This is a genomic window from Pseudomonas sp. A214 (assembly GCF_900156295.1).
Taxonomy (GTDB): Bacteria; Pseudomonadota; Gammaproteobacteria; order Pseudomonadales; family Pseudomonadaceae; genus Aquipseudomonas; species Aquipseudomonas rhizophila.
This window is the reverse complement of sequence record NZ_LT707062.1, coordinates 3,490,654-3,511,317: the sequence shown is the minus strand read 5'-3', so window position 1 is coordinate 3,511,317 and position 20,664 is coordinate 3,490,654. Positions and strand designations below refer to the sequence as shown.

Annotated in this window: 18 protein-coding genes and 1 pseudogene; 9 read left to right on the top strand and 10 right to left on the bottom strand. The window is 60.7% G+C overall.

Annotation, left to right across the window (positions count from 1 at the left end):
* Positions 1-77 precede the first annotated feature (77 nt).
* Both BW979_RS15745 and BW979_RS15740 read left to right on the top strand, forming a co-directional pair.
* Positions 78-1,319 carry an OprD family porin gene (locus tag BW979_RS15745; RefSeq protein ID WP_076384365.1) on the top strand — a complete coding sequence of 414 codons (1,242 nt, stop codon included), beginning with the start codon at positions 78-80 and terminating at the stop codon, positions 1,317-1,319.
* 62 nt (positions 1,320-1,381) lie between these two features.
* The gene (locus BW979_RS15740) at positions 1,382-2,977 is read left to right on the top strand and encodes an argininosuccinate lyase (protein ID WP_047225696.1); all 1,596 of its coding nucleotides are present in this window, start codon (positions 1,382-1,384) and stop codon (positions 2,975-2,977) included.
* 3 nt (positions 2,978-2,980) lie between these two features.
* Here BW979_RS15740 and BW979_RS15735 read toward each other — a convergent pair whose 3' ends face one another.
* Positions 2,981-4,228 (bottom strand): cation:dicarboxylate symporter family transporter, encoded by a 1,248-nt coding sequence (locus BW979_RS15735; RefSeq protein WP_171061357.1) that lies wholly within the window; start codon positions 4,226-4,228, stop codon positions 2,981-2,983.
* A 113-nt stretch (positions 4,229-4,341) separates the two neighbouring features.
* On the opposite strand from BW979_RS15735, the gene BW979_RS15730 reads away from it, so the two are divergent.
* On the top strand, positions 4,342-5,265 hold the full coding sequence (locus BW979_RS15730) for a LysR substrate-binding domain-containing protein (RefSeq protein WP_047225695.1): 924 nt from the start codon (positions 4,342-4,344) through the stop codon (positions 5,263-5,265).
* 22 nt (positions 5,266-5,287) lie between these two features.
* Here the strand turns inward: BW979_RS15730 and BW979_RS15725 are convergent, their stop codons facing one another.
* The 3 genes and pseudogenes from BW979_RS15725 to BW979_RS27440 all read right to left on the bottom strand — a co-directional run.
* On the bottom strand, positions 5,288-6,265 hold the full coding sequence (locus tag BW979_RS15725) for a saccharopine dehydrogenase family protein (RefSeq protein ID WP_076384362.1): 978 nt from the start codon (positions 6,263-6,265) through the stop codon (positions 5,288-5,290).
* A complete protein-coding gene (locus BW979_RS15720) occupies positions 6,262-6,663 on the bottom strand; it encodes a VOC family protein (protein WP_076384360.1) in 402 nt (133 codons plus the stop codon). Before BW979_RS15720 ends, BW979_RS15725 begins: the two co-directional genes overlap by 4 nt.
* Positions 6,664-6,679: 16 nt before the next feature.
* A pseudogene (locus tag BW979_RS27440) lies at positions 6,680-6,760 on the bottom strand (3-oxoacyl-ACP reductase); the annotation flags it as partial.
* A gap of 143 nt (positions 6,761-6,903) precedes the next feature.
* On the opposite strand from BW979_RS27440, the gene BW979_RS15715 reads away from it, so the two are divergent.
* The 3 genes from BW979_RS15715 to BW979_RS15705 all read left to right on the top strand — a co-directional run bounded on the left by BW979_RS15715 (position 6,904) and on the right by BW979_RS15705 (position 11,048).
* On the top strand, positions 6,904-7,800 hold the full coding sequence (locus tag BW979_RS15715; RefSeq protein ID WP_172833794.1) for an AraC family transcriptional regulator: 897 nt from the start codon (positions 6,904-6,906) through the stop codon (positions 7,798-7,800).
* A gap of 111 nt (positions 7,801-7,911) precedes the next feature.
* Complete coding sequence (locus BW979_RS15710) at positions 7,912-9,678, top strand: S8/S53 family peptidase (RefSeq protein WP_076384358.1); 1,767 nt, start codon at positions 7,912-7,914, stop codon at positions 9,676-9,678.
* Between the two features lie 119 nt (positions 9,679-9,797).
* The gene (locus BW979_RS15705) at positions 9,798-11,048 is read left to right on the top strand and encodes an MFS transporter (protein WP_076384356.1); all 1,251 of its coding nucleotides are present in this window, start codon (positions 9,798-9,800) and stop codon (positions 11,046-11,048) included.
* A 30-nt stretch (positions 11,049-11,078) separates the two neighbouring features.
* On the opposite strand, the gene BW979_RS15700 is transcribed toward BW979_RS15705, so the two are convergent.
* Positions 11,079-11,522: an HIT family protein gene (locus tag BW979_RS15700; protein WP_076384354.1), complete on the bottom strand. Its 444-nt coding sequence runs from the start codon at positions 11,520-11,522 to the stop codon at positions 11,079-11,081.
* A gap of 151 nt (positions 11,523-11,673) precedes the next feature.
* Positions 11,674-12,021, bottom strand: a complete 348-nt coding sequence (locus tag BW979_RS15695) for a carboxymuconolactone decarboxylase family protein (RefSeq protein WP_047225688.1) — start codon at positions 12,019-12,021, stop codon at positions 11,674-11,676.
* A 110-nt stretch (positions 12,022-12,131) separates the two neighbouring features.
* On the opposite strand from BW979_RS15695, the gene BW979_RS15690 reads away from it, so the two are divergent.
* Positions 12,132-13,037: an AraC family transcriptional regulator gene (locus BW979_RS15690; RefSeq protein WP_076384352.1), complete on the top strand. Its 906-nt coding sequence runs from the start codon at positions 12,132-12,134 to the stop codon at positions 13,035-13,037.
* 194 nt (positions 13,038-13,231) lie between these two features.
* Here BW979_RS15690 and BW979_RS15685 read toward each other — a convergent pair whose 3' ends face one another.
* From BW979_RS15685 to BW979_RS15675, 3 genes are all read right to left on the bottom strand, one after another.
* The gene (locus tag BW979_RS15685) at positions 13,232-15,283 is read right to left on the bottom strand and encodes a 2Fe-2S iron-sulfur cluster-binding protein (RefSeq protein WP_076384350.1); all 2,052 of its coding nucleotides are present in this window, start codon (positions 15,281-15,283) and stop codon (positions 13,232-13,234) included.
* A 235-nt stretch (positions 15,284-15,518) separates the two neighbouring features.
* Positions 15,519-15,881 (bottom strand): response regulator, encoded by a 363-nt coding sequence (locus tag BW979_RS15680; RefSeq protein ID WP_076384348.1) that lies wholly within the window; start codon positions 15,879-15,881, stop codon positions 15,519-15,521.
* Positions 15,878-17,680, bottom strand: a complete 1,803-nt coding sequence (locus BW979_RS15675; protein ID WP_076384346.1) for a sensor histidine kinase — start codon at positions 17,678-17,680, stop codon at positions 15,878-15,880. The genes BW979_RS15680 and BW979_RS15675 overlap by 4 nt, the downstream gene beginning before the upstream one ends.
* Positions 17,681-18,070: 390 nt before the next feature.
* Here BW979_RS15675 and fnr point away from each other — a divergent pair, with 390 nt between their 5' ends.
* Both fnr and BW979_RS15665 read left to right on the top strand, forming a co-directional pair.
* Complete coding sequence (gene fnr / locus BW979_RS15670) at positions 18,071-18,823, top strand: fumarate/nitrate reduction transcriptional regulator Fnr (RefSeq protein WP_076384344.1); 753 nt, start codon at positions 18,071-18,073, stop codon at positions 18,821-18,823.
* Between the two features lie 237 nt (positions 18,824-19,060).
* Positions 19,061-19,708 carry a BON domain-containing protein gene (locus BW979_RS15665; RefSeq protein WP_076384342.1) on the top strand — a complete coding sequence of 216 codons (648 nt, stop codon included), beginning with the start codon at positions 19,061-19,063 and terminating at the stop codon, positions 19,706-19,708.
* Between the two features lie 29 nt (positions 19,709-19,737).
* Here the strand turns inward: BW979_RS15665 and BW979_RS15660 are convergent, their stop codons facing one another.
* A complete protein-coding gene (locus tag BW979_RS15660; RefSeq protein ID WP_076384340.1) occupies positions 19,738-20,427 on the bottom strand; it encodes a phosphoribosyltransferase in 690 nt (229 codons plus the stop codon).
* Between the last annotated feature and the right edge of the window lie 237 nt (positions 20,428-20,664).

The window sequence follows — 20,664 nt, the reverse complement described above, 5'->3', positions numbered from 1 at the left end:
GACTAGCATTCGCCCGGACGCTGCGTGGCCTTCTATCTGCGGCGTCTACCTCCAATAAAAATAATCAGGAGACATCAATGCACAGGTCATCGAAGCCGCTCGCCGCGGCAATTGCGACCGCTACGCTGGGCGCGAGTTTGCCGGGCGTGGTCATGGCCGACTTTCTTGCGGACAGCAAGGCATCGCTGGAACTGCGCAATTTCTACTTCAACGCCGATTACCGACAGGAAGACGCCAACCAGTCGAAACGCGAAGAATGGGCGCAGGGCTTTCTATTGAACTACGAGTCCGGATTCACCGAAGGGCCGGTGGGGTTCGGTATCGATGCGATTGGCCTGCTGGGGGTAAAGCTCGACTCGGGGCCGGACCGGCAGAACTCTGGCCTGTTGCCGGTCGGCGATGACAAGGCACCGGATGAGTACAGCCAGCTGGGCGTGACAGCCAAGGCGCGTTATTCGAAAAGCACGCTGTACGCCGGCACGTTGGTGCCGAAGCTGCCGACCGTGCTGCCCAACGACTCGCGCCTGCTGCCGCAGACTTTTCGCGGCGGGATGCTGACCTCGCGGGAAATCAGCGGGCTGACGCTGAACGCGGGGCGCCTGACCCAGAACAGCCTGCGCAACTCCCCCGCTAATGAGGACATGCTGGTGGCCGGCAAGGGCATCAGCGGCGGTCAGGCCAGTGACCGGTTCGATTTCGCCAGCGCCAGTTATCGTTGGACGCCCAAACTGACCACGGGCTATCACTACGGCCATCTGGATCAGAACTACAAGCAGCACATCTTCAACCTGGCGCACGTGCTGGCGCTGGGCGAGGACCAGGCGTTCAAGAGCGATCTGCGCTTCGCCCGTTCCACCGAGGCCGGAAACACCAACGTCGACAACGATGCCTTTGGCGCCAAGTTCACCTATGAGCTTGGCGGTCACGCGTTCGGGGCGGCGTACCAGAAGATGAGTGGCGAGACGGGTTTTCCGCATATCAATGGCACCAATTCGTATCTGGTGAACTACGTGATGATCTCGCCGGACTTCGCCAGCCCCGGCGAGAAGTCCTGGCAGTTGCGCTACGACTACGACTTCGCGGCCGTGGGCATGCCTGGGTTGAGCTTCATGACCCGCTATGTGCGGGGCGACGATTTCGACGGCCCTGGCGGACGTGACGGCCGTGAGTGGGAACGCAATACCGATATCGGCTACGTGTTCCAGCAAGGCGCGCTGAAGAACTTCGGCGTGAAGCTGCGCAACGGCACCTACCGAAGCACGGGCAATGACATCGATCAGACCCGCTTCATCCTCAGCTACACATTGTCGCTGCTCTAACGCCCGCCCACACCGCACCGTTGCCCGAGCGGGCAACGGTTTTGCTGAACAGGATATTGATCATGACTTTGCGAAAAACACTGCTTTGCCTGGCCGTGGCGTGCGCCCTGGCCACCACCCAGCTGAGCGCACAGGCGGCAGACACTGCCGACCTGCCCTGCCGCACCACAGCCGAATGCGCGGCCGAGGCGGCGAAGATTGGCGCGACGGTCGATCGTGCTGGTGCCAAGCACAGCAAGCACGACAACCAGTTCACCTGGGTCAACCGGATCAACAAGGCGTCCATCGTCATGCTGACTGAAGAAGACATCGTCAGCCGCCAACAAGGGCAAGAGATCGCCCGCGGCGTTCAGTACGTGATTGATCAGGCCGGCAAACCCGACGGCAAGAAGCCCAGCGACGTGCTACAGATCGAGCGCATCATGATCGACAAGATCGGCCCGCAGGCCTCGCTGATTCACTCCGGCCGCAGTCGCCAGGACATGTACGCCACCTACCGTCTCGCGACCTTGCGCAGCCAACTGCTGGATTACACCGACGCAATGAATGACACTCGCGCGCAACTGCTGAAGCTGGCGAAGGACAATGTCGATACGCTGATCCCCGCCTACACCAATGGCGTGCAGGCGCAGCCGATCACCTACGCCCATTACCTGCTGGCTTATGAGGCCGCGTTCGAGCGCGACGCCCAGCGTATACGCGAGCTGTATGAGCGTCTGAATCTCAGCCCTATGGGCACGGCGGTGCTGGCCAATTCCGGCTGGCCACTCAACCGTGAACGCCTGGCCGAATTGCTCGGTTTCGATGGCGTCCGGGAAAACTCGCTGGATGCCGGACAGGTCTCGACCTATGACATTCCTATTGAGGCGGCCGGGATTGCCTCATCCTCGGCGATTCGTATCGGCGCGATGCTGGGCGACATCCATACGCAATATCATCAGATTCGGCCCTGGCTGTTGCTTGAGGAAGGCGCCACCTACACCAGCAGCGCCATGCCGCAGAAGCGCAACCCGGGCCTGATCATGCGCGCGCGGGAATCGGCCACTGATGTGGTCGGTCTTGCCCAGACCGTCACTCTGCGTGCGCACAACGTGACCACCGGCATGACCGACTACAAGTTCGCCTTCGACGCACTCGGGCTGTTCGATAATGCGCAGCAGATGTTCGTCCGCACGCGCCAGGTCCTGGATGCGCTGGTGATCAATCCGCAGCGTGCGCTGGAGGAGCTGGAGGGCGAATGGACAACCTCGATGGAGCTGGCCGACACCCTGGAGCGCGAGCACAAGGTGCCCTTCCGTATCGGTCACAGTTTCGCCTCGCTGGTGGTAGGCCATGCGCGCAAGGAAGGTTTCGTGCCAGCCAACTTCCCCTACGCCGAGGCGCAGCAACTGTTCACCAAAGCGGCGCAGAAGTACAACTGGAAGACCCATACACTGCCGCTGAGCGAGTCGGCTTTGCGGGCTACCCTATCGCCACAGAACATGGTCAAGACCCGCGTCGGTACGGGCGGCCCGCAACCAGCCGAGGTCAAGCGCATGCTCAAGGAAGCGAACGACGCGCTGGCCGGTGATCAGCACTGGGCCAATGGTCGTCGTGAGCGGCTGGCGAAGGCTGAGACCAGTCTGGGCAATGCCTTTGGCGCACTGCTGAAAAACTGAGCCCTAGCGCTTCCCGGCCACAGCGTCGGGAAGCGTCGCCTTCCCAGGCATCAGCGCCTCGCGCAGGGCCAAGCGGTCAAGCGCACCACTCCAGGCCGAGATCACCACACACGCCAGGCTGTTGCCGATCACATTGGTCAGTGATCGGCATTTCATCAATCGCTCGACACCGAGCAGGAGCCCGAGGTTTTCCAGCGGCACCAGATTCAGGCCGGCCACCGTGGCGGCAAGCGTCAAAAAGGCAGAGCCAGCCGCGCTGGTCGAGCCCATCGAGGTCACAAGCGTCACCAACAACAGCATTACCAGAAGCGGTCCATCCAGCACTACCCCAGCGGCCTGGGCGAGAAACACCAGGGCACAGGTCAGGTAGATATTCGAGCCGGTGAGATTGAAGGTGTAGCCAGTGCTGAGCACCAGCCGCACCACCCGCTGATCGCATCCGGCCCGCTCGAGCTTTTCGATCAGCCCTGGCACCGCCGCCACCGAAGCGCCGGTAAAGGCCACCAGACAAAGTTCGGCCTTGATATAGACGATGAGACGCCATAACCCCAGGCCGGTGCACCGCGCCGTCAGGCCCAGCACCAGGGTGACAAACAACAAACAGGCGCAGTAGACAGTGCCCACGAACTTGAGCAGCGACCAGGCGGATGCTGGCCCATAGCGCCCCACCGTGAAGGCCATCGCCCCGAAGGCGGCCAGCGGCGCGAATCTGAGCACCTTGCGCAACGCCCACAGCAGCCAGCCGACCAGCGCATCCAGCCTGCGCCGCAGCGGCTCGCCCGCATCACCGGCATAGCCAAGCCCCAGGCCGAACACCAATGCAGCCAACAACACGGGAAGAATGACGGTATGAGCCATTATCTGAGCCAGACTGGTCATCACCGCCGAGGGCAGATCGCTGATCGGCCGCGCGATGGAAGCCGGGAGCGACTCACCGCCGACGCCAGGCGCGAGCAATATCGCCAGTGCCGCCCCGGTGATCAGCGACAGCACGGTCATCAGCAGGAAGTAAGCCAGCACGCGGCTGGCACACCGCGTCTTTTGCCCGCGTTCGCCGAAGCCCGCCACCGCAGAAGACACCAGCACGAACATTACCAGGGGTACCGCATGGCCGATCACGCCGAGAAAAACATCGCTCAGCGGCTTCATCCGCGTCGCCCATTGCGGCTGCACGACACCAAGCGATATGCCCAGGGCAATCGCGATCAGGATCAGCAGGGTATCGTTGCGGTATAGCTTGGCTAAAATCATGGGCCGTCGCGCAATATTGTTGTTTTAGTCGCTTCAGTGCCCCGTATCCTAACCGATCAAGAGCCGCAGTTGCGCCACCGGTCTGCTCCCGCCCCACCAGGACTCCCGTTTATATGGAACTTCGCCATCTCCGCTATTTCGTCATGGTCGCCGAAGAAGGGCATTTCACCCGCGCCGCCGCGCGCCTGAACATGCAACAACCCCCGCTGAGCCAACAGATCCGCGCGCTGGAAACCGAACTCGGATTCGAATTGTTCAAACGCCATCCCAAGGGCGCTGACCTGACCACCGGTGGCGCAGTGTTTCTGGAGGAGGCCAAAGCCATCCTGGCCCGCGTGCAGGACGGTTCGCGTCGGGCTGCAAGGGTGGCCAAGGGCGTGGAAGGTACATTAGCAATTGGTTTCACCTCGTCAGCCGCGGCACACCCGCTGATCCCGCGCATCATCCGTGCCTTTCGCGAACAGTACCCGGCGGTGGCAATCACGCTCGCCGAAGGCAACGCCGGTCGCTTGACCGAACGTGCCAGCGCCGGCCAGTTGGACGTGAGCATCCTTCGTGCGCCGGTCAGCCGACCAGACGGGATCGAGTTCCATCGCCTGCTGGTGGAGGAATTATTGATGGTGTTGCCGGTGGGCCACCCCGCATTGGCCGAGCACCCCGATGCCGTAGAGCTGCGGGCCATACGTGACGAGCCCTTTATCCTGGTTCGTCGGCCCGGCGCGCCGGGAATGTACGCCAATCTGTTGCGCGCCTGCGAGGCGGTCGGCTTCGAACCGCGAGTCGCTTTCGAAGTGGAAAGAATGCTGACCAATGTCAGCCTGGTTGCGGCTGGTGAGGGTGTCTCGGTCGTGCCGGCCTCGATGCGCGACATTCACCGGGAAAGTGTCGTCTACCGTCGCATCCTGGGCGCCCGCCCCCGCCTTGTCGCACCGCTGACGCTGGTCTGCCGCCAGGACAACGAATCGCCCGCATTGCGCAATTTCGTCGTGCTGGCTCGGGACCTGGCGAAGGGATATCGCAAGCAGGCCGTAGGGTGATCGTGTGGAGCGCTATAGCGCCCTATAAATCAGTGATTGTCGTCCCTGCAATCGTCTCGGCGAAACCGACACCGAACATCCGGCCCGGGGTTTCAAAGCCTGCCCGCCGCTCACCGTCCAGCACCCGCCGCGCAGCCTCCACGGCCGCCTGGGGGGTGTAGGTATAGCCGTTGACCGTCTCGATCATTGAACACGCCACCGTGCCGTCAGCTCCTGTGACTTCTGCCACGGCGCGGGCGCGGTTGGCCTCACGTTGCGCAGCGCTTGGGCCGTCGGGAAGTTGTGACAGGTCGCCTTCGGGAAAGGCATCACCGGTGATATTCACGAACATGGCGATATTCGGGACTGCGGTGGAATGCCACCCGGTGATCAGATCACCGAAGGACAGCGGTGCGCACAGTGCCGGGCCATCGCCAAAATCGAAATGCCGGGGCTGCGCGTCGGGGGTTGCAACCAGCAATCCGTCCACCCGCGCCAAGAGCCCTGCGCCGATAATCTCGCTGACGCTCAAAGCCGATCCCCGGGACATGGAACCTGCGACCTGCAGCGCCACCTCCAGCGACTGCGGATTCTGTACACGGCGAGCGACATGCATGGCCAGACAGTCTGTCGGCACCACGTCCCAGCCGACGCCGGGCAGCAACATGACACCCGCTTGGGCGGCCTGTGTGCCAAGCTGTTCGGCCTGCCGATAGACGTTGATCTCGGCGGTGATGTCCAGGTAGTCGACCCCAGCCTTGATGCAGGTCTGCATCAGGGCGTGCGCTGTCTGTGCAAAAGGCCCGGCGAAGTTCAGCAGCACGCTGATGCCTTCCAGGGATTGTGCTGCGTGTATATCCGGGCTGAACACTCGGTACGTGACGTTCAGTTGAGCAGCCAGAGCCTGCAACCTTTCGCCATTGCGTCCGGCGATGACAAATTCCAGCCCCAACGCTTTGGCATGCTCGGCAGCCATGCGCCCGGTGTAGCCCGTCGCGCCGTAGATCATTAATTTTTTCATTGATTGTGCTGCCAGTTCTTGTAGACGAATTCGAGGCTGTAGCCATCCGGGTCAAGGACATTGGCTGCGTAGTAATCGGGGTCGTAATGCAGACGTGCGCCGGGGGCGCCGTTGTCGCGGTCGCCACTGGCCATGGCCTCCGCATACGCCGCGTTGACCTCGGCCTTGCTGCTCGCCACGAAACCAACATGAACGGCTCTACCCTCGACCACGCCCTCGCGCAACCAGAAGAACATCCGCCCATTGGCGCCGAAGCCCTTGAGATCCGGGTGGCCTGGCAGTCCGTCCTTGCCGTCGTAATCAAGTCGCGCGGTAATGCCCAGCGGGGTCAGTGTCGCGGTGTAGAAACGGATGGAACGCTCAATGTCGCTGACTGAGATAAAAATATGATCAAGCATGCGCTAGCCTCGCTATTCAGATGTTGTAGCCGCCCGCGACTTCGATCGTCTGAGCATTGATCCAGCGTCCTTCTTCGGACAGCAGCATGGCGATCACGCTCATTCGCTGCGCCACTGTCACTGAGTTGAGTCACCACAGTAACCATCGCCTTGGTAGCGAGCGCAGCCGTTCCTGCTCGAATCCTGCCTGTTTCTACTTTTTGCTTGCGTGGACGCATCCGCCTGCGTTCAGATGGCCCCATGACCAACCCACTCAATGAACTGCGCGCCCTGGCTGCTCGGGCCGAGAACCGCCGCACGGAAACGGGCATACCGCGCCTGGCCATGGTCCAGGGTGAAATCCCGGCGCATTTGCTGGCCGCCGTTTACGAACCGATGATCAATCTGATTCTGCAAGGCAGTAAGTCAATGACCATCGGCGACCGTACGCTGGACTATGACCCTGCGACCTATTTCGTCATGTCCATCGAATTGCCAGCGGTCGGCCAAGTCCATCCCGCTGCGTCCGGCGAACCTTACCTGGCGGTCAGCCTGACACTCGACCCGACGGTCCTGGCAACTTTGCTCGCCGACCTGCCAAAGCCTGTCGGCCAATACGAAAAGGATGCGGGCTTTTCGGTAGCCTCAGTCACGCCCGAGTTGATGGATGCCTGGGTCCGCATGCTGCGGTTGATGAACCGGCCTGAAGACATTGCGGCCCTTGCCCCAGTTTACGAACGAGAGATCCTCTACCGGGTGTTACAAGGCCCTCACGGCTGGATGCTGCGTGATATCGCAGCACCCGATAGCGCCATGGCTCGGGTCAGCCTCGCGATCCAGTACATTCGCCGGGAATTTGCCGAGTCCATTCGCGTGGAAGCGCTGGCACAACGCGCTGCGATGAGCGTTTCGGCCTTTCACCGTCACTTCAAAGCCGTGACCGCGCTGAGCCCTCTGCAGTACCAAAAAAGAGTGCGTTTGCTTCAGGCTCGGACACTCCTGGTCGCCCATGCCAAAAGCGTTACCAGCGCGGCATTGGAGGTCGGTTACGAAAGCGCTACACAGTTCAGTCGAGATTACGCACGAGTATTCGGACTGCCCCCAGCACGCGATGCGGCAAGAATTCAGGGTGAAATCCTCGGCGAACAGATCAGATGAAACGGTTTTTCCCCCGGATGCTGTGAGTCAGTCACCGTTGCTGTTCGCGCTGAACGAAACAGGCCACGGGGCAGTCGGAACACCAGGCCCCTCGGCAAAGAAACCTGACTCATGTCCTTACGATCTGCTGTCCTCGCTACGTTGCTCACGTTGGCCGCCAGCACGGCGGCCGCCGCACAAGAACCGCTGCGCCTGGAACGCCTGGACCGCTGTGGTGACCTGCTGCAAAGCCAGCATCAGGACTGGTGCCTGACGGTGCACGGCTTGGATACTCAAACGCCACAACTGAAACTCGGTGAAAAAACGCTACCCGCGCTCATTGTCCAGCGCGAAGGGCAAGACCTGCGCGTGCGCCTGGACAGCGCCGCCTATCAGAGCGGCCCTATTTGGCTGGAAGACGGGCAGCGCGTCAGCAATGCAGCCTGGCTGAGCCTGCGCAACAGACACGTATTGGCCGCCGGGCCGGACGAAGTGGCGAAGAACATGGACGGCTTGAGCACCTACGTCGATCTGGTGAGCCTGTTGATCGAGGAGAATCACGATGGGCGCCAGGAAGCTGAGCGTCTTGCCCAAAAATACGGCGCCAAGGTCGTCGGCAGTATTGCTCCCCTGAACCTGTATCAGCTTCGGCTACCTGCCAAGGATCTGGTGCAGCGCGACGCGCTGGTGCTACGGATGGGCAGCGAGACCAGTGTCGATGCCGTGGTGATCGAGGAGTCGGCGGCAGAAGAGGCCGAGCAAACCAGCGCTCACCCCGAAGAGCCGAAGAAGCCGGCCCTGGACTCCGATGAATGGGCCGCCAACCGTTTTCTCGACGCGGTGAACTACTACCAGCGGCGCATTCCTGCGCGGCAACCGCCCACCCCGCCGCAACCGGTGCGCATTGGCCTGATCGAACGTAACGTGGATTTCGACACCGCCGATTTCGCCGACTACCTCGGCGGCTGCTCGATGCCGCGCACCTGCGTCTATGCGCGCGATGCGAGTACGCCAGACAACCACGGCACCACCGTCGCCGGCATTCTCGCCGCGCGCTGGGATGACGGTGGAAACACCGGTTTTCTCCGGGGGCTGGACAGAGCCAGCGGTGGTTTCGAAGTCATTGTCGAGCGCAACTCCGATGCCGGGATCACCGCCAACATCGCCGCCTCGGTCAACCTTGTGGAGGACGGCGTGCGGGTGCTCAACTGGAGCTGGGGCATTCACCGCGTTGGCGCGAAAAACGTCAAAGGCGATGAAGTCGACTCGCTGTTGCGCTCAGGCATCGCCATGAGCGGTTACGAGGAACTGCTGGAAGAGTTTTTCCTGTGGCTGCGCAAGGAGCATCCCGACGTGGTGGTGGTGAACTCCGCCGGCAATGGGTCTTCGTTCTCGGGCACCGATGAATACCGCCTGCCCTCTTCGTTCATCACCGAACAACTGCTGGTGGTCGGCGGGCACCAGCGCAACGAGCGCGCCGGGGTTGCCGTCGACGATCCGGCCTATGCGGTCAAGCGCAGCTCCTCGAATATCGACATGCGCGTGGACATCACCGCCGCCGCTTGCGCCCACGCCTCGACCACCAGCGCCGGCGAAAACGGCGCAGTGCATTGCGGCACATCCTATGCCACGCCCATGGTCGCGGGCTTGCTGGCGGCAATGCTGTCCATCAACCCGCAACTTCAGCCCGAGCAACTACGCATGCTGCTACGGCGCAGCGCCATGACCATCGGTGAAAACCATGACTTCGAACGGATGGATGGCGAGGACCTCACCGCCCCTATCCTGCCGTCGGAGCGCAGCTATCAGCTTAACGACAAGGACGTGGGGCGTTCGGCGCGGCTGGACATGCAAAAAGCGCTGGACCTGGCGGAGCAGAGCCGCACGCGCGTGCGCTGAACCTGGCATCGGGTGTGGGATAAAAAGTACTGGCAGCAGCGACATCCATAGTTTGACCCTCCTCGAAGTGAGCGATGCCTCAGGTGCATAACCTGTGAGCCCACATGGAGGAGATGGCAATGAAACCCACCCGCTTTTTTGGAAAGACCGTACTGACCTGCACATTCATCCTGGCAATGATCGGATGGGGGGTCGGTTTCTATGGGCCGCCGATCTATATGCAGGCCGTGATGGATCGCACCGGCTGGCCGGTGGCACAGGTGTCGGCGGCCGTTACGCTGCACTTTCTCAGCGGCACGCTGGTCATCGCCAACCTACCAAGGCTCTACGCGCGCTTCGGTGTACCGGCCATTACCCTGCTGGGCAGCGTGGTGCTGGGGGTCGGGGTGAATATCTGGGCTCAGGCCAGCCAATTATGGGTGCTGTATGCCGGGGCCATCTGCTCGGGCATCGGTTGGGTGACATTAGGCGCCGCTGCCGTTAACACCCTGATCGCGCCCTGGTATATCAAGGAGCGGCCCAAAGCCTTGGGCAAGGCTTACAACGGCGCCAGCATGGGTGGGGTGATTTTCTCGCCGTTGTGGGTGTTGCTGATCGAGCGTTTTGGCTTTGCCACGGCGGCGCTGGTGATCAGCCTCGCAGCCGTGGTGCTGCTCGGCTGCTTCGCCTTTCTGGTGTTCAATAAAAGCCCTCAAAGCCTCGGCCAACATCCGGACAATGCCGACCAACCAGAACCGATAGCGACTGGCACGAGCGCCACACCCTGGACTGCGGCGCAAACCCTCAAATCGGCCAGTTTCCGTTCCTTGGCAGCGGGCATGTCCCTGGGGTTGTTCGCCCAAATAGGCTTGATCGCCCACCTGTATTCGATTCTGGCGGGACGCATGGGCGCCCATGACGCCTCATTCGCCATGGGCCTGGCCACCGCCAGCGCCATGGGCGGGCGTTACGTGGCCGCACGCCTGATGACCCAAGGCGTCAACCGCCGTCAACTGGCCTGCCTGGGTTATGGGATTCAGATGCTTGGAACACTGATGCTCCTGGGCCTGGATATCCATCCGGCGGTCGCCTGGGTGGCGGTGGTGTTGATCGGTTCGGGAATCGGCAACGCCACTTCATTGCCGCCGTTGATCGCCCAGACTGAGTTCAGCCGCGAACAGACCGCCAGGGTGATTGCGCTGATGGTCGCAATCAGTCAAGCCACCTATGCCTTCGCTCCAGCATTCTTCGGCCTAGTCCGTTCAGTCTTTGCCGAACCGAGCCAGGCCATCGTCGCTATCGTGATTGCCGCTGTCGTGGTGCAAGGCCTCGCGATCCTGGCGTTTTACACGGGCGTGGTCACCCGCCCTTTCAAGAAAACCGTGTACTGACTCGCTACCTACGTCAGGATCGGGCCAGCGCTAGCCCCCTGCACGGATGCGCTCGACCAGACGTGCCTGCAGCACTTTGAGCTCCTCGGGGTCGGCCTTGCCCCGCCCATGTATGCCCGCCTCCTCGCCCTCCCAGCGAGGGACGATGTGTACATGAATGTGGTAGACCGTCTGCCCGGCCGGAGCCCCGTTGAACTGCGCGATTTGCACACCATCGGGCTTCAGCTCGTCCACGATGACCCGTGTGAGCCGCTGCACGGCAGACATCATCGCGCCGAGGGCCGCAGGCTCGACATCAAGAATATTCCGGGCCTGGGACGCTTTGGGAATCACCAGGACGTGGCCGCGCGATTGAGGAAAGATATCCAGAAAAGCCAGTACATCGGCGTCTTCGTAAATCTTGTAGCACGGCGCGTCGCCACGAAGGATTAGCGCGAAGATGTTCTGCGGATCGTAATCGCCGTGCAGGCTCATGATCATTCCCTTAAGCGGTTGTCAGGACAGTTGACTGCCAGCAAGCCGGCATCGAACGATCAGAAGGTTTAGCACAATCAACTGGCTGTTTTCCATAAAACGGGCAAAAGCCCCGGTACTTTGCAGTGCCGGGGCCTGACGTTGCGTGGCGTCACGCGCGGTTTTTCAACGTGTCATAGGCTTCAAGCGAACGCAGCGAGTAGATGTACGCGGCGCCTGCATTCAGCGAGATCGCGGTTGCCAGGGCGGCGGCCACTTCCTCGCGGCTCGCCCCAGCCTTGATCGCCGAGTCCGTGTGCGCGGCGATACAGCCATCGCAGCGGGTGGTCACCGCGACGGCAATCGAAATCAGCTCGCGGGTCTTGGCATCGAGTACGTCGTTTTCGCTGGCGGCCTCCCCAAGGGCCATGTAGGCCTTGACCATTTTCGGGTTGCTCTTGCCCAGCGCGCCAAAGGCTTTTTGAATGGTGGGCAACATTTCAGACCAGTTATTGAACATGGCATTAACTCCTGAGTGGGTTGGGTGTACTGTTTCGACGCCCTCAGTTTTTCACTCCGGCGCGGGTCGATTTTGTTCAATCCGCTCAGTTTTTTTGGCGATGCTCTCAAATGAATGCGATCGATCGACTCATCAGCCTGGCCAATGTGCGCGGCAGTCTGGATCTACGCTGTCAGTTCCAGGGTGACTGGGCTCTGGATCATGAACAGCAAGCCCTGGGCAGAGCGCCCTATCACATCGTGTTGGCGGGAGAGTGCCGGGTGGAGTTTCCCGATGGGCAGCGTTTGCCCATGCGCGCAGGTGACATCCTGCTTCTGCCCCGTGGTGCGCGACACCTGATGCACAGCCCTGGGAAAACAGTGGCGCCAACTTCACCGAAACTCGTCACAGGTGGCGCGCTGCCGGTCCATCGTATTGGCAACGCCAGTGCCGAACTGGACATGCTGTGTGGCGACTTTCACTTCAATCGGGCCTCACTGCTGTTTGCCTCCCTGCCCGAATACCTGGTCATCCCCAGCGGCGCGTTGCCGGCCAACGGTCCGCTACCCGCGCTGGTGGAAGTCATTCGTGCGGAAGCCGATGAGGCCAAGGTCGGTGCCCGTTTTCTGCTCGATGCGCTTTCCCAGGCATTGTTCACGCTTATTCTGCGTGCGCATCTGGCAAATCACGGCCAGGACAGCGGCTCGCTGGCGCTGTTGGGCGATAAACGTCTGGGCCGAGCCTGGCAGGCGATGCTCGCAAATCCGGCCTACGAGTGGACGATTCAAGGCCTGGCGGACCTCGCGAACATGTCCCGCGCGAACTTCATGCGAACGTTCGTTCGCGTGGCCGGGGTATCGCCTTGGGTGTTGTTGACGCAAATACGCATGGAGTTGGCGTTCAGTCTTCTGAGCCATTCACATTTGGGCTTGAGCGATATTGCCGTGCAGGTCGGTTACCAATCCCAGGCGGCGTTCAGCAAGAAGTTCAAGGAGATTTATGGGCAAGCACCAGGAAAAGTGCGACGTACGATATAGCCTGTGGCAAGGGCGCTGGGCTGGGCGATTGGAGCCAGAGATTCGATCGTTCCCACGCTCCTGCGTGGGAATGTCGCCAGGGACGCTCCGCGTTCCGCTTCTGGAAGGTGACGCAGAGCGTCACGGGATGCATTCCCACGCAGAGCGTGGGAACGATCAAAAAGCTGCTCTTTTGGCGAGGGTGTAGCACCTGCTCAAACGTCCAGAACCACGGTCTCACTCCCCTGTGCCGGTACTGCGCAACAGATCAGTACCTCATCTTCGACAACCGGCTCGGCCGGACTGTTCAGATAATGCACCTGCCCCTGGCTTAGCCGGGTTTTACAGGTGCCGCACGAACCGCCGCGGCAGCTGAACTCAGGGCTCAGGCCCCGGGCCTCGGCAAGTTCCAGCAGGGTCCCGCTGCCCGGCTCCCAACGGGCCTCCTTGCCGGAGCTGGCGAACAGGATCTTCACCGACTCGCTCGATGCAGGCACTTGCGGGGCCGCTGGCACGCTGACTTCGGCGTCGCGTACCAGTGTGGATGGGCCGAAGGTTTCGGCATGAATGCGATCGTCTGGAATGCGCAATTTGCGCAACCCGTCATACAGCGACTGGGTGAAGCTGCCGGGCCCGCACAGGTAGTAGTCGTAGTCATCGAGCGCCAGCAGTTGCTTGAGCAGTTCCACATCGATCCTGCCCGTCGCGTCGTAGCCTTGCCCCACACCTTCCGTAGGCGGCTGGCTGACCAGGCGCAGTACCTTTACCTTGCCTGCGGCACGCTTGACCAGCTCATTGATTTCCTCGCGAAATGCCAGGTCGGCAACCGTGCGCGCGCTTTGCACCAACCAGACCGGACGCATCCGACTCATGCGCAGGCCCTGATAAACCACCTCGCGCAACATCGACAACAGCGGCGTCACACCCACGCCCGCCGCCAGCAGCACCAAGGGCCGCCGCTCAGCGGCCTGAACGGTGAAATGCCCTTGGGGCGCTCGCGCCTCGATCTGCTGCGCCACCTCAATCCGGTCATGCAGATGCGAGGAGACCAAGCCCTCGCGCTTGACGCTAATGCGCAGGAAATCATCCGACGGTGCGCTGGACACGCTGTAGGTACGAATCGAGGGTGTTTTCTGCCCCTCCAGCGAAATCCGCACGGGCAAGTGCTGGCCAGCGTCAAACCGGGGCACGCCCGCTCCGTCGGCTGCTTGCAGGTAGAAGGAGCGAATGTTGTGGCTCTCATCCACCACACGAACCACGCGCAATGGGCGCCATTGGGTCCGCAGGGCTTCGGCCTGCAAGCGCTCGGCGGCCTGCTCCCAACTGCCAGTCATCAATGAATTGGGCGAGTCACCCGCGCTCTGGTCCTTCCAGCGCAACGGGATCGCGGCCTGGCGGTAAACCACGCGCTGCGGCTTGAAGCGCAGCAGCCGCTCGGCGCCCTGGAACGCGGCAATTTCGGGATCGTCCAGCAATACTTGGGCGGAACCGGTCATTTGCAGAAGATCGCCGGTCTTGAAATCGACGAAGATCAGGCCTGCGCGGGGATTGAGCAGGATGTTGCCCAGGGTGTTGAAGAACAGGTTTCCAGAGAAGTCCGGGATGGTCAGCGTGCCGTCCTCGTCCATGCGCACAAAACCTGGCTTGCCGCCGCGGTGGGACGCATCGACCTGCCGTTCGCCGTCGCGCTCCACATAGGTGGCGATGTAAAACGAATCAGCCGCCGTGATCAGGCGTCGAGCCAATGGGTCCGTTGCCACCAGGTGCCGAACGTCACCGGCCTGTTCGCGGACAAAGGAATATTGGCGCAGGTTGATATAGCGAGGGCAATTGCCATAGGCCTGGCTGACGGAAATCTCCAGCCCGTGATCGAGCAAACGGCGAATGTTGCCGTTCATGCGATTGCGCCGACGGGTGTGCAACTCGATACCCAGCATGCCGATGGCAGCCCCCTCGCCCATGCCCTCCTGGGCCGGATCGCTGGGTTGTGGCTTGAGATTGATCTGCAAGGTTTGCGGATCAGGTGAGCTCATGAAACCGGGTTTGCCGGTGCGCAAGGTCGCCCACACGTCACCTTGCCGATCCACGGCGCCCAATACCACGAAAGGCAACTGTGCGTAGAACTCCCGGTGCTGGTCCGGCATCCAGTTGCGCGCCAATTGTCGCTGGCCGACGCTGGTCATCATGTCGACCGCACCGACCGAGCGTTGCAAGGTCAGTTCGCCTTCATGCCAGGGTGAGGATTGTGGTTTCGCGGCTTCGTCCATCAGCTACTCCTCGCGCCCGCAGCCTTGCAGGCTGCGTTAAGACGCTACGGTCAGGGGGACTGCGCTACGCCTCTTGCCGAGGGTGCATTGCAGGTGGGGTTATCTTCTTCCCAAAGGGATTGGGGAGGAATACGCACGAACTGCAATCCACTGTTTCATAAACTGGAATGAACACGTCCAGGGCGCCTGCGGGGAATCACCAGGGCCGGACAGCGTGCCCGCTCATCGCTGAAGGTCAGCGCCCCAGCGCAAGAGCGATTTTCAGTTGCAACTCGTTTTCGGAGAATGGCTTGTGCAACACAGGACGATGGGCGAACTCATTCGGCAGCCCGCTGGCACCGTATCCGGTGCTGAACAAAAACGGAATCTGGCGCGCCTGGAGAATTTCGGCAACCGGAAAAACCCGCTCACCGGCCAGGTTGACATCGAGAATGGCCAGGTCAATTGCCACCCGATTCGCCACTTCGCAGGCCGTAGCGAGCCGTGCCACTGACGCCACCACCACGCATTCGAGCTCTTCCAGCATTTGCTCGACCAGCATGGCGATGGTGCCTTCGTCCTCAACCAGCAGCACCCTGACTCCGGGGAACGAACTCATGGGCTGGACGCCTGGATCAGAAACGAGATTCGGCAGCAAACGCCCTTCGGGTCGAAGGTCAGGTCAAATGTCCCGCCCAAATCGCGCTCGATGCAGCGCTTCATCAAACGCGAACCCAACCCTTCCCGCTTGGGTTGGGCCACCCGTGGCCCGCCCTGCTCGCGCCAGTCCAGGGTCAGTAGCATTCCATCGGATTGTGGTTGCACAACCCACTTCACTGAAAGCGTGCCCGTCTCTACTGACATCGCGCCGTATTTCAGTGCATTGATCGCCAGTTCATTGAGGGTCATGGTGAGGTTGAGCGCAACGCGGGTGCCGACATCGACAGGGTCGCCCTCAACCACGATTCGACTGGGTTCCTGGCCAAATATCGGCATCAGCACTTCATGGGCAAGGGACCCCAGCGGGGTATGGCCCCAATGGCGCCGGGTCAACAGATCGTGAGCCCGGGACAACGCAAGCAGCCTGGCTTCGAAACGCCTGTAACCGTCGTTCGCATCCTCGGCATTGCGCGCCGTTTGTGCCGCCAGGGATTGCACAGTGGCCAGGGTGTTCTTGACCCGATGATTGAGTTCGTCGATCAGGGTCTTCTGCCGGTTCTGCGCCTGATTTCGCTCGGTGATATCCACCAGCATGTTGATAGCGCCCACCAGGTTGCCATCGGCGTCATGCAGCGGTGTGGGATAAGGCGCAAACGGCACACGAGTGCCATCCGGCCGCTCGGCAATGGCCTCGACACCACGTATCGGGCGGTTTTCCTTCAAGGCCACCGCCATCGGGCACTGGTCGTGGGGAAGCGCGCTTCCATCGGTATTGAATATTTTCCAGGTCACGCACCACATGTCCCCCAACTGTGGGGTTCGACCAGACAATTCGACAGCCGCCCGATTGAAGAAGGTGATGCGCCCTTGTGCATCGGTTGTATAAACCGCAGCGGGCAGAGCCTCGAGAAGATTGCGCATATGCCGTTCGCTTTCGCGAATCTGGCTTTCCATTTGCTGGGCGAGCGTGACGTCGATGGTGAAACAGCGTGTGTGAAAGAGCTTACCGTCCTCGAAACGCCCATTGGAGGTAATCGCTACATGCCGGATCGTGCCGTCTTTGGCCCTCAACCGCGCCGGGTAGCTGTCCAGGCTTTCGCCGCTGCCCAGTTTATTGAGGATGTCACCAATAACGGGCTCATCCACATGAAACTCCGTAATGTGGCGACCGATATATTCATCAGCCGTATAGCCCAGCATGTTCAGCTCGGCCTTGTTGGCACGCTGGATGATGCCCGCGTTGCTGACAATGTGAAGCCCCACCGCGCTGTTTTCAAAAAAATCCTCGAGGTCGGCACTCTTGCGACGAAGCTCTTCGGCCATCGCATGACGCGCCGAGACATCCTGAAAACAGTTGATCGCCCCTTCAATGACCCCACACCGATCCCTGAGGGCCCGGATGTTCACCAGCGCCATAAGCCGCGTTCCATCCGAACGCTCAATGATCACTTCCTGATTGCGTGTCGCAGCGCCGGTAATAAGCACCGAAGCCATGGGGCAGTCTTCGAAAGCCAGCGGCGTGCCATCCGGTAAAAAAAGCCGGTGCGAGCCGCAGAAGCGGTCACCGTTTTTCCCGATAATGGGCGCCCTGCCCCATAGCTCGACCGCTTCACTGTTGTACCTGACGAGCCAACCCTCGTGATCACAGAGGTATACCGCCCCCGGTATGGCGTCTAGCGCGCTCGCGCCCAGGGTGAGCAGGCTCTGGTACTCGCTCGGAGCGCAAACCTCCACGGCAAGCTCTTCAATGTTCGACATCTGGTAATCCTCAATCCGCCTGGCTGAAACGCCCACGCTCTCCATCGCCCCCGGTTTATGGCCGGAGTCGGTGATTCCAGCTCGGATAATCCTTCTGAATGCGGGTTCGGATATGTTTCATAGAGCCGTTGTGTTGGAGGTCTAGATCCCTATTCACCGCGCTAGTTCATGAAAGTTCAACAGGTTCGGTGTTTGAACCTGGACAGGGATCTTTTCTAGCGCGCTAAAGAGCAGCAATTGAGTGTAGTCGGCCTCGTGTTTGTCGAACCATTCGCTTCAGGACCTGTGCTTGCAGATTGAAACATGACAGCCGGTCTATCTATATACGACAAAGAACAGGCGCAACGGATTTGATCTTCTATGATTGCTCCAGCAAAGGAGTTTATTCCGATGAGCGAATCAGAAGCACGACTTCTGCGCGTGCATTCCCTTAAAACCGCTTGCTCCAACTGCAGCGTGCTTGAGCTGTGCCTGCCTATCGGGCTGACGGGCGGCGAAGTCGAGCGCCTGGACACCTTGATCTCACAGCGTGTGAAGGTCAAAAAAGGCGCGGCGTTGTACCGCATCGGCGATCCGCTGCGCTCTCTGTATGCGGTGCGGCTGGGTTTCTTCAAGACCAGCGTATTGTCGATGGACGGACGCGAACAAATCACCGGTTTCCAGATGCAAGGCGAAATGCTCGGTCTGGACGCCATCAGCACCGATCATTACGCCTGTAATGCAATAGCGCTGGAAGACAGCGAAGTTTGCCCGATTCCTTTCAGCAACCTGGAAAAACTTGCCCACGATTTGCCCTCTTTACAGCACAACCTCAACAAGCTCCTGAGCCAGGAGATCGTGCGCGACCACAGCATGCTGCTGTTGCTTGGCAACATGAATGCCGATGAACGTCTTGCGGCGTTTCTGCTGAACCTGTCTCAGCGACTTAACATGCGCGGTTACTCCTCCAGGGAATTCGTCTTGCGCATGAGCCGTGAGGCTATCGGCTCTTATCTGGGCCTGCGGCTGGAAACGATCTGCAGGGGTATCGCGCACCTGCGAGAAGAGGAACTGGTGGACATGCACGGACGCAACGTCACCATCCTGGACCTGCCCGGTCTCAAGCAAAAAGTGGCTGGTTGCCATCGCCATTCAGAGCGGTGAAACCCTCTCGAGGCGCTTGCATCACTGATCACGTGCCGTCACCTGATCGCCCCTTCCGCTGGCACGGTCGACCGCCCTGCTGATTTTCATCAAATCACAGGCCGTTGCCCCGACAGCGCGTTGCCCCACTTACACCCTTGTTGATTTAGCTCAATGTGTCGGCATCACCCAGGCGTAGAAAAAGCAGACCGGGCGCTGATAGCCCCGCCCGCTTCGCATTACCTGGAGGACGCCACGATGAGCGACTTGACCCTGCGCAAGACCATTCTGGAAGAACTGGAATTCCAACCCGACCTCAACGCAGCCCATATTGGCGTGGCCGTGGACAATGGCGTCGTCACCCTTTCCGGTCATGTCGGCAGTTATGCAGAAAAGATCAGCGCCGAACGCGCCGTCAAAAGCATCGAGGGCGTGCGCGCCGTAGCTGAGGAAATCCAGGTCCGACTGAATAAAAACGCCGGCACCGCAGACGACACCATTGCCAATCGCGCCTTGAAGATCATCAACTGGAGCTGCGACGTTCCTGAAGGCGACATAAAAGTCATCGTGCAGAACGGCTGGGTCAGCCTGGAAGGCGAAGTGGAATGGCAATACCAGAAAGAAAGCGTGGAGCGGTCCGTGTTCAAGCTGTCCGGCGTGGTGGGCGTGAACAATCGGCTGACCCTGCGCCCTCGAGTGGACGCTGGCAACATCCAGCGTCGTATCGAAGAGGCCCTTAAACGCAATGCCGAAGTGGATGCCAAGGCCATTCACGTCAAGGTCGATGGGGATGTGGTGAGGCTCGAAGGCAAAGTCCATTTATGGCGCCAGCGTAAAATCGCGGAACGGGCGGCGTGGTCGGTGCCGGGGGTCAGAGAGGTGGACGATCACCTGTTGCTTGTCTGAGTCGCAGGCCCGTTCGCAGTCCCGCCGCTCTACCCCTGAGACGCGGCGGTCGACTCCCGTTGCCAGGCTCGCTGCAGCAAATCGATGACGATTTCATCGGATGTCTGAGGGAAGTCCTTGTACCAATAGCCTATGGAAACCAGCCAGTCAGGAATAAGCGGACAAATCACCTCATCCACTTCACTGCGTAGCGCCTCCACTGTTTCAAGCGGCCCAACCGGCACGGCGACCACAACGCGCGAAGGCCCTTGCGTGCGGACCGCGTGGATCGCTGCCATCATCGAGGCCCCCGTCGCCAGACCGGCATCAATCAGGATGACCACCTGGTCCTTGAGTTGTACAGGCTCACGAGTGCCTCGATACGCCTGCTCACGACGCAACAGCTCCCGGGTTTCCCGGGCAACCACGGCGTCGAAACTGGGCTGATCAATCGGATGGGCACGAAGAGCGTCGTCATTGAGGATCTGTATGCCACCACTGGCAATGGCACCCATCGCGAACTCAGGGTTGGACGGCACACCCAGTTTGCGAACCAGCATCAGATCAAGGCGCACGTGCAGAGCGGTGACCACTTCATAAGCCACTGGAACTCCGCCGCGGGGCAAGGCCAGGACGATGACATCGGGTCGATGGGCGTATTTGAACAAATGTTCCACCAGCCCTTGCCCCGCTGCGCTGCGGTCCTTCCACACTGTTTGCATTGAGGGACTCTGACTCATTGGAAAACCTCCACAGGCTGTTGCGCCCCGTCGTTCAGCGTCAATCCAGCGTCCTCTGATAGAGCGGCCTCGGCGTTGATTTATGTCAATTTCCCTGCAAGGCAGCTCAGCCCTTCTCCTATGAAATTCACGCACGCACGCCCTGCATAACCTCTGATCTAAATCAATGCTACCCAGCCTCTTCACGCAGAGATTAATAACCAGCGCTAGAACCTTCGCTTCGGCGAAGGTCGTCGA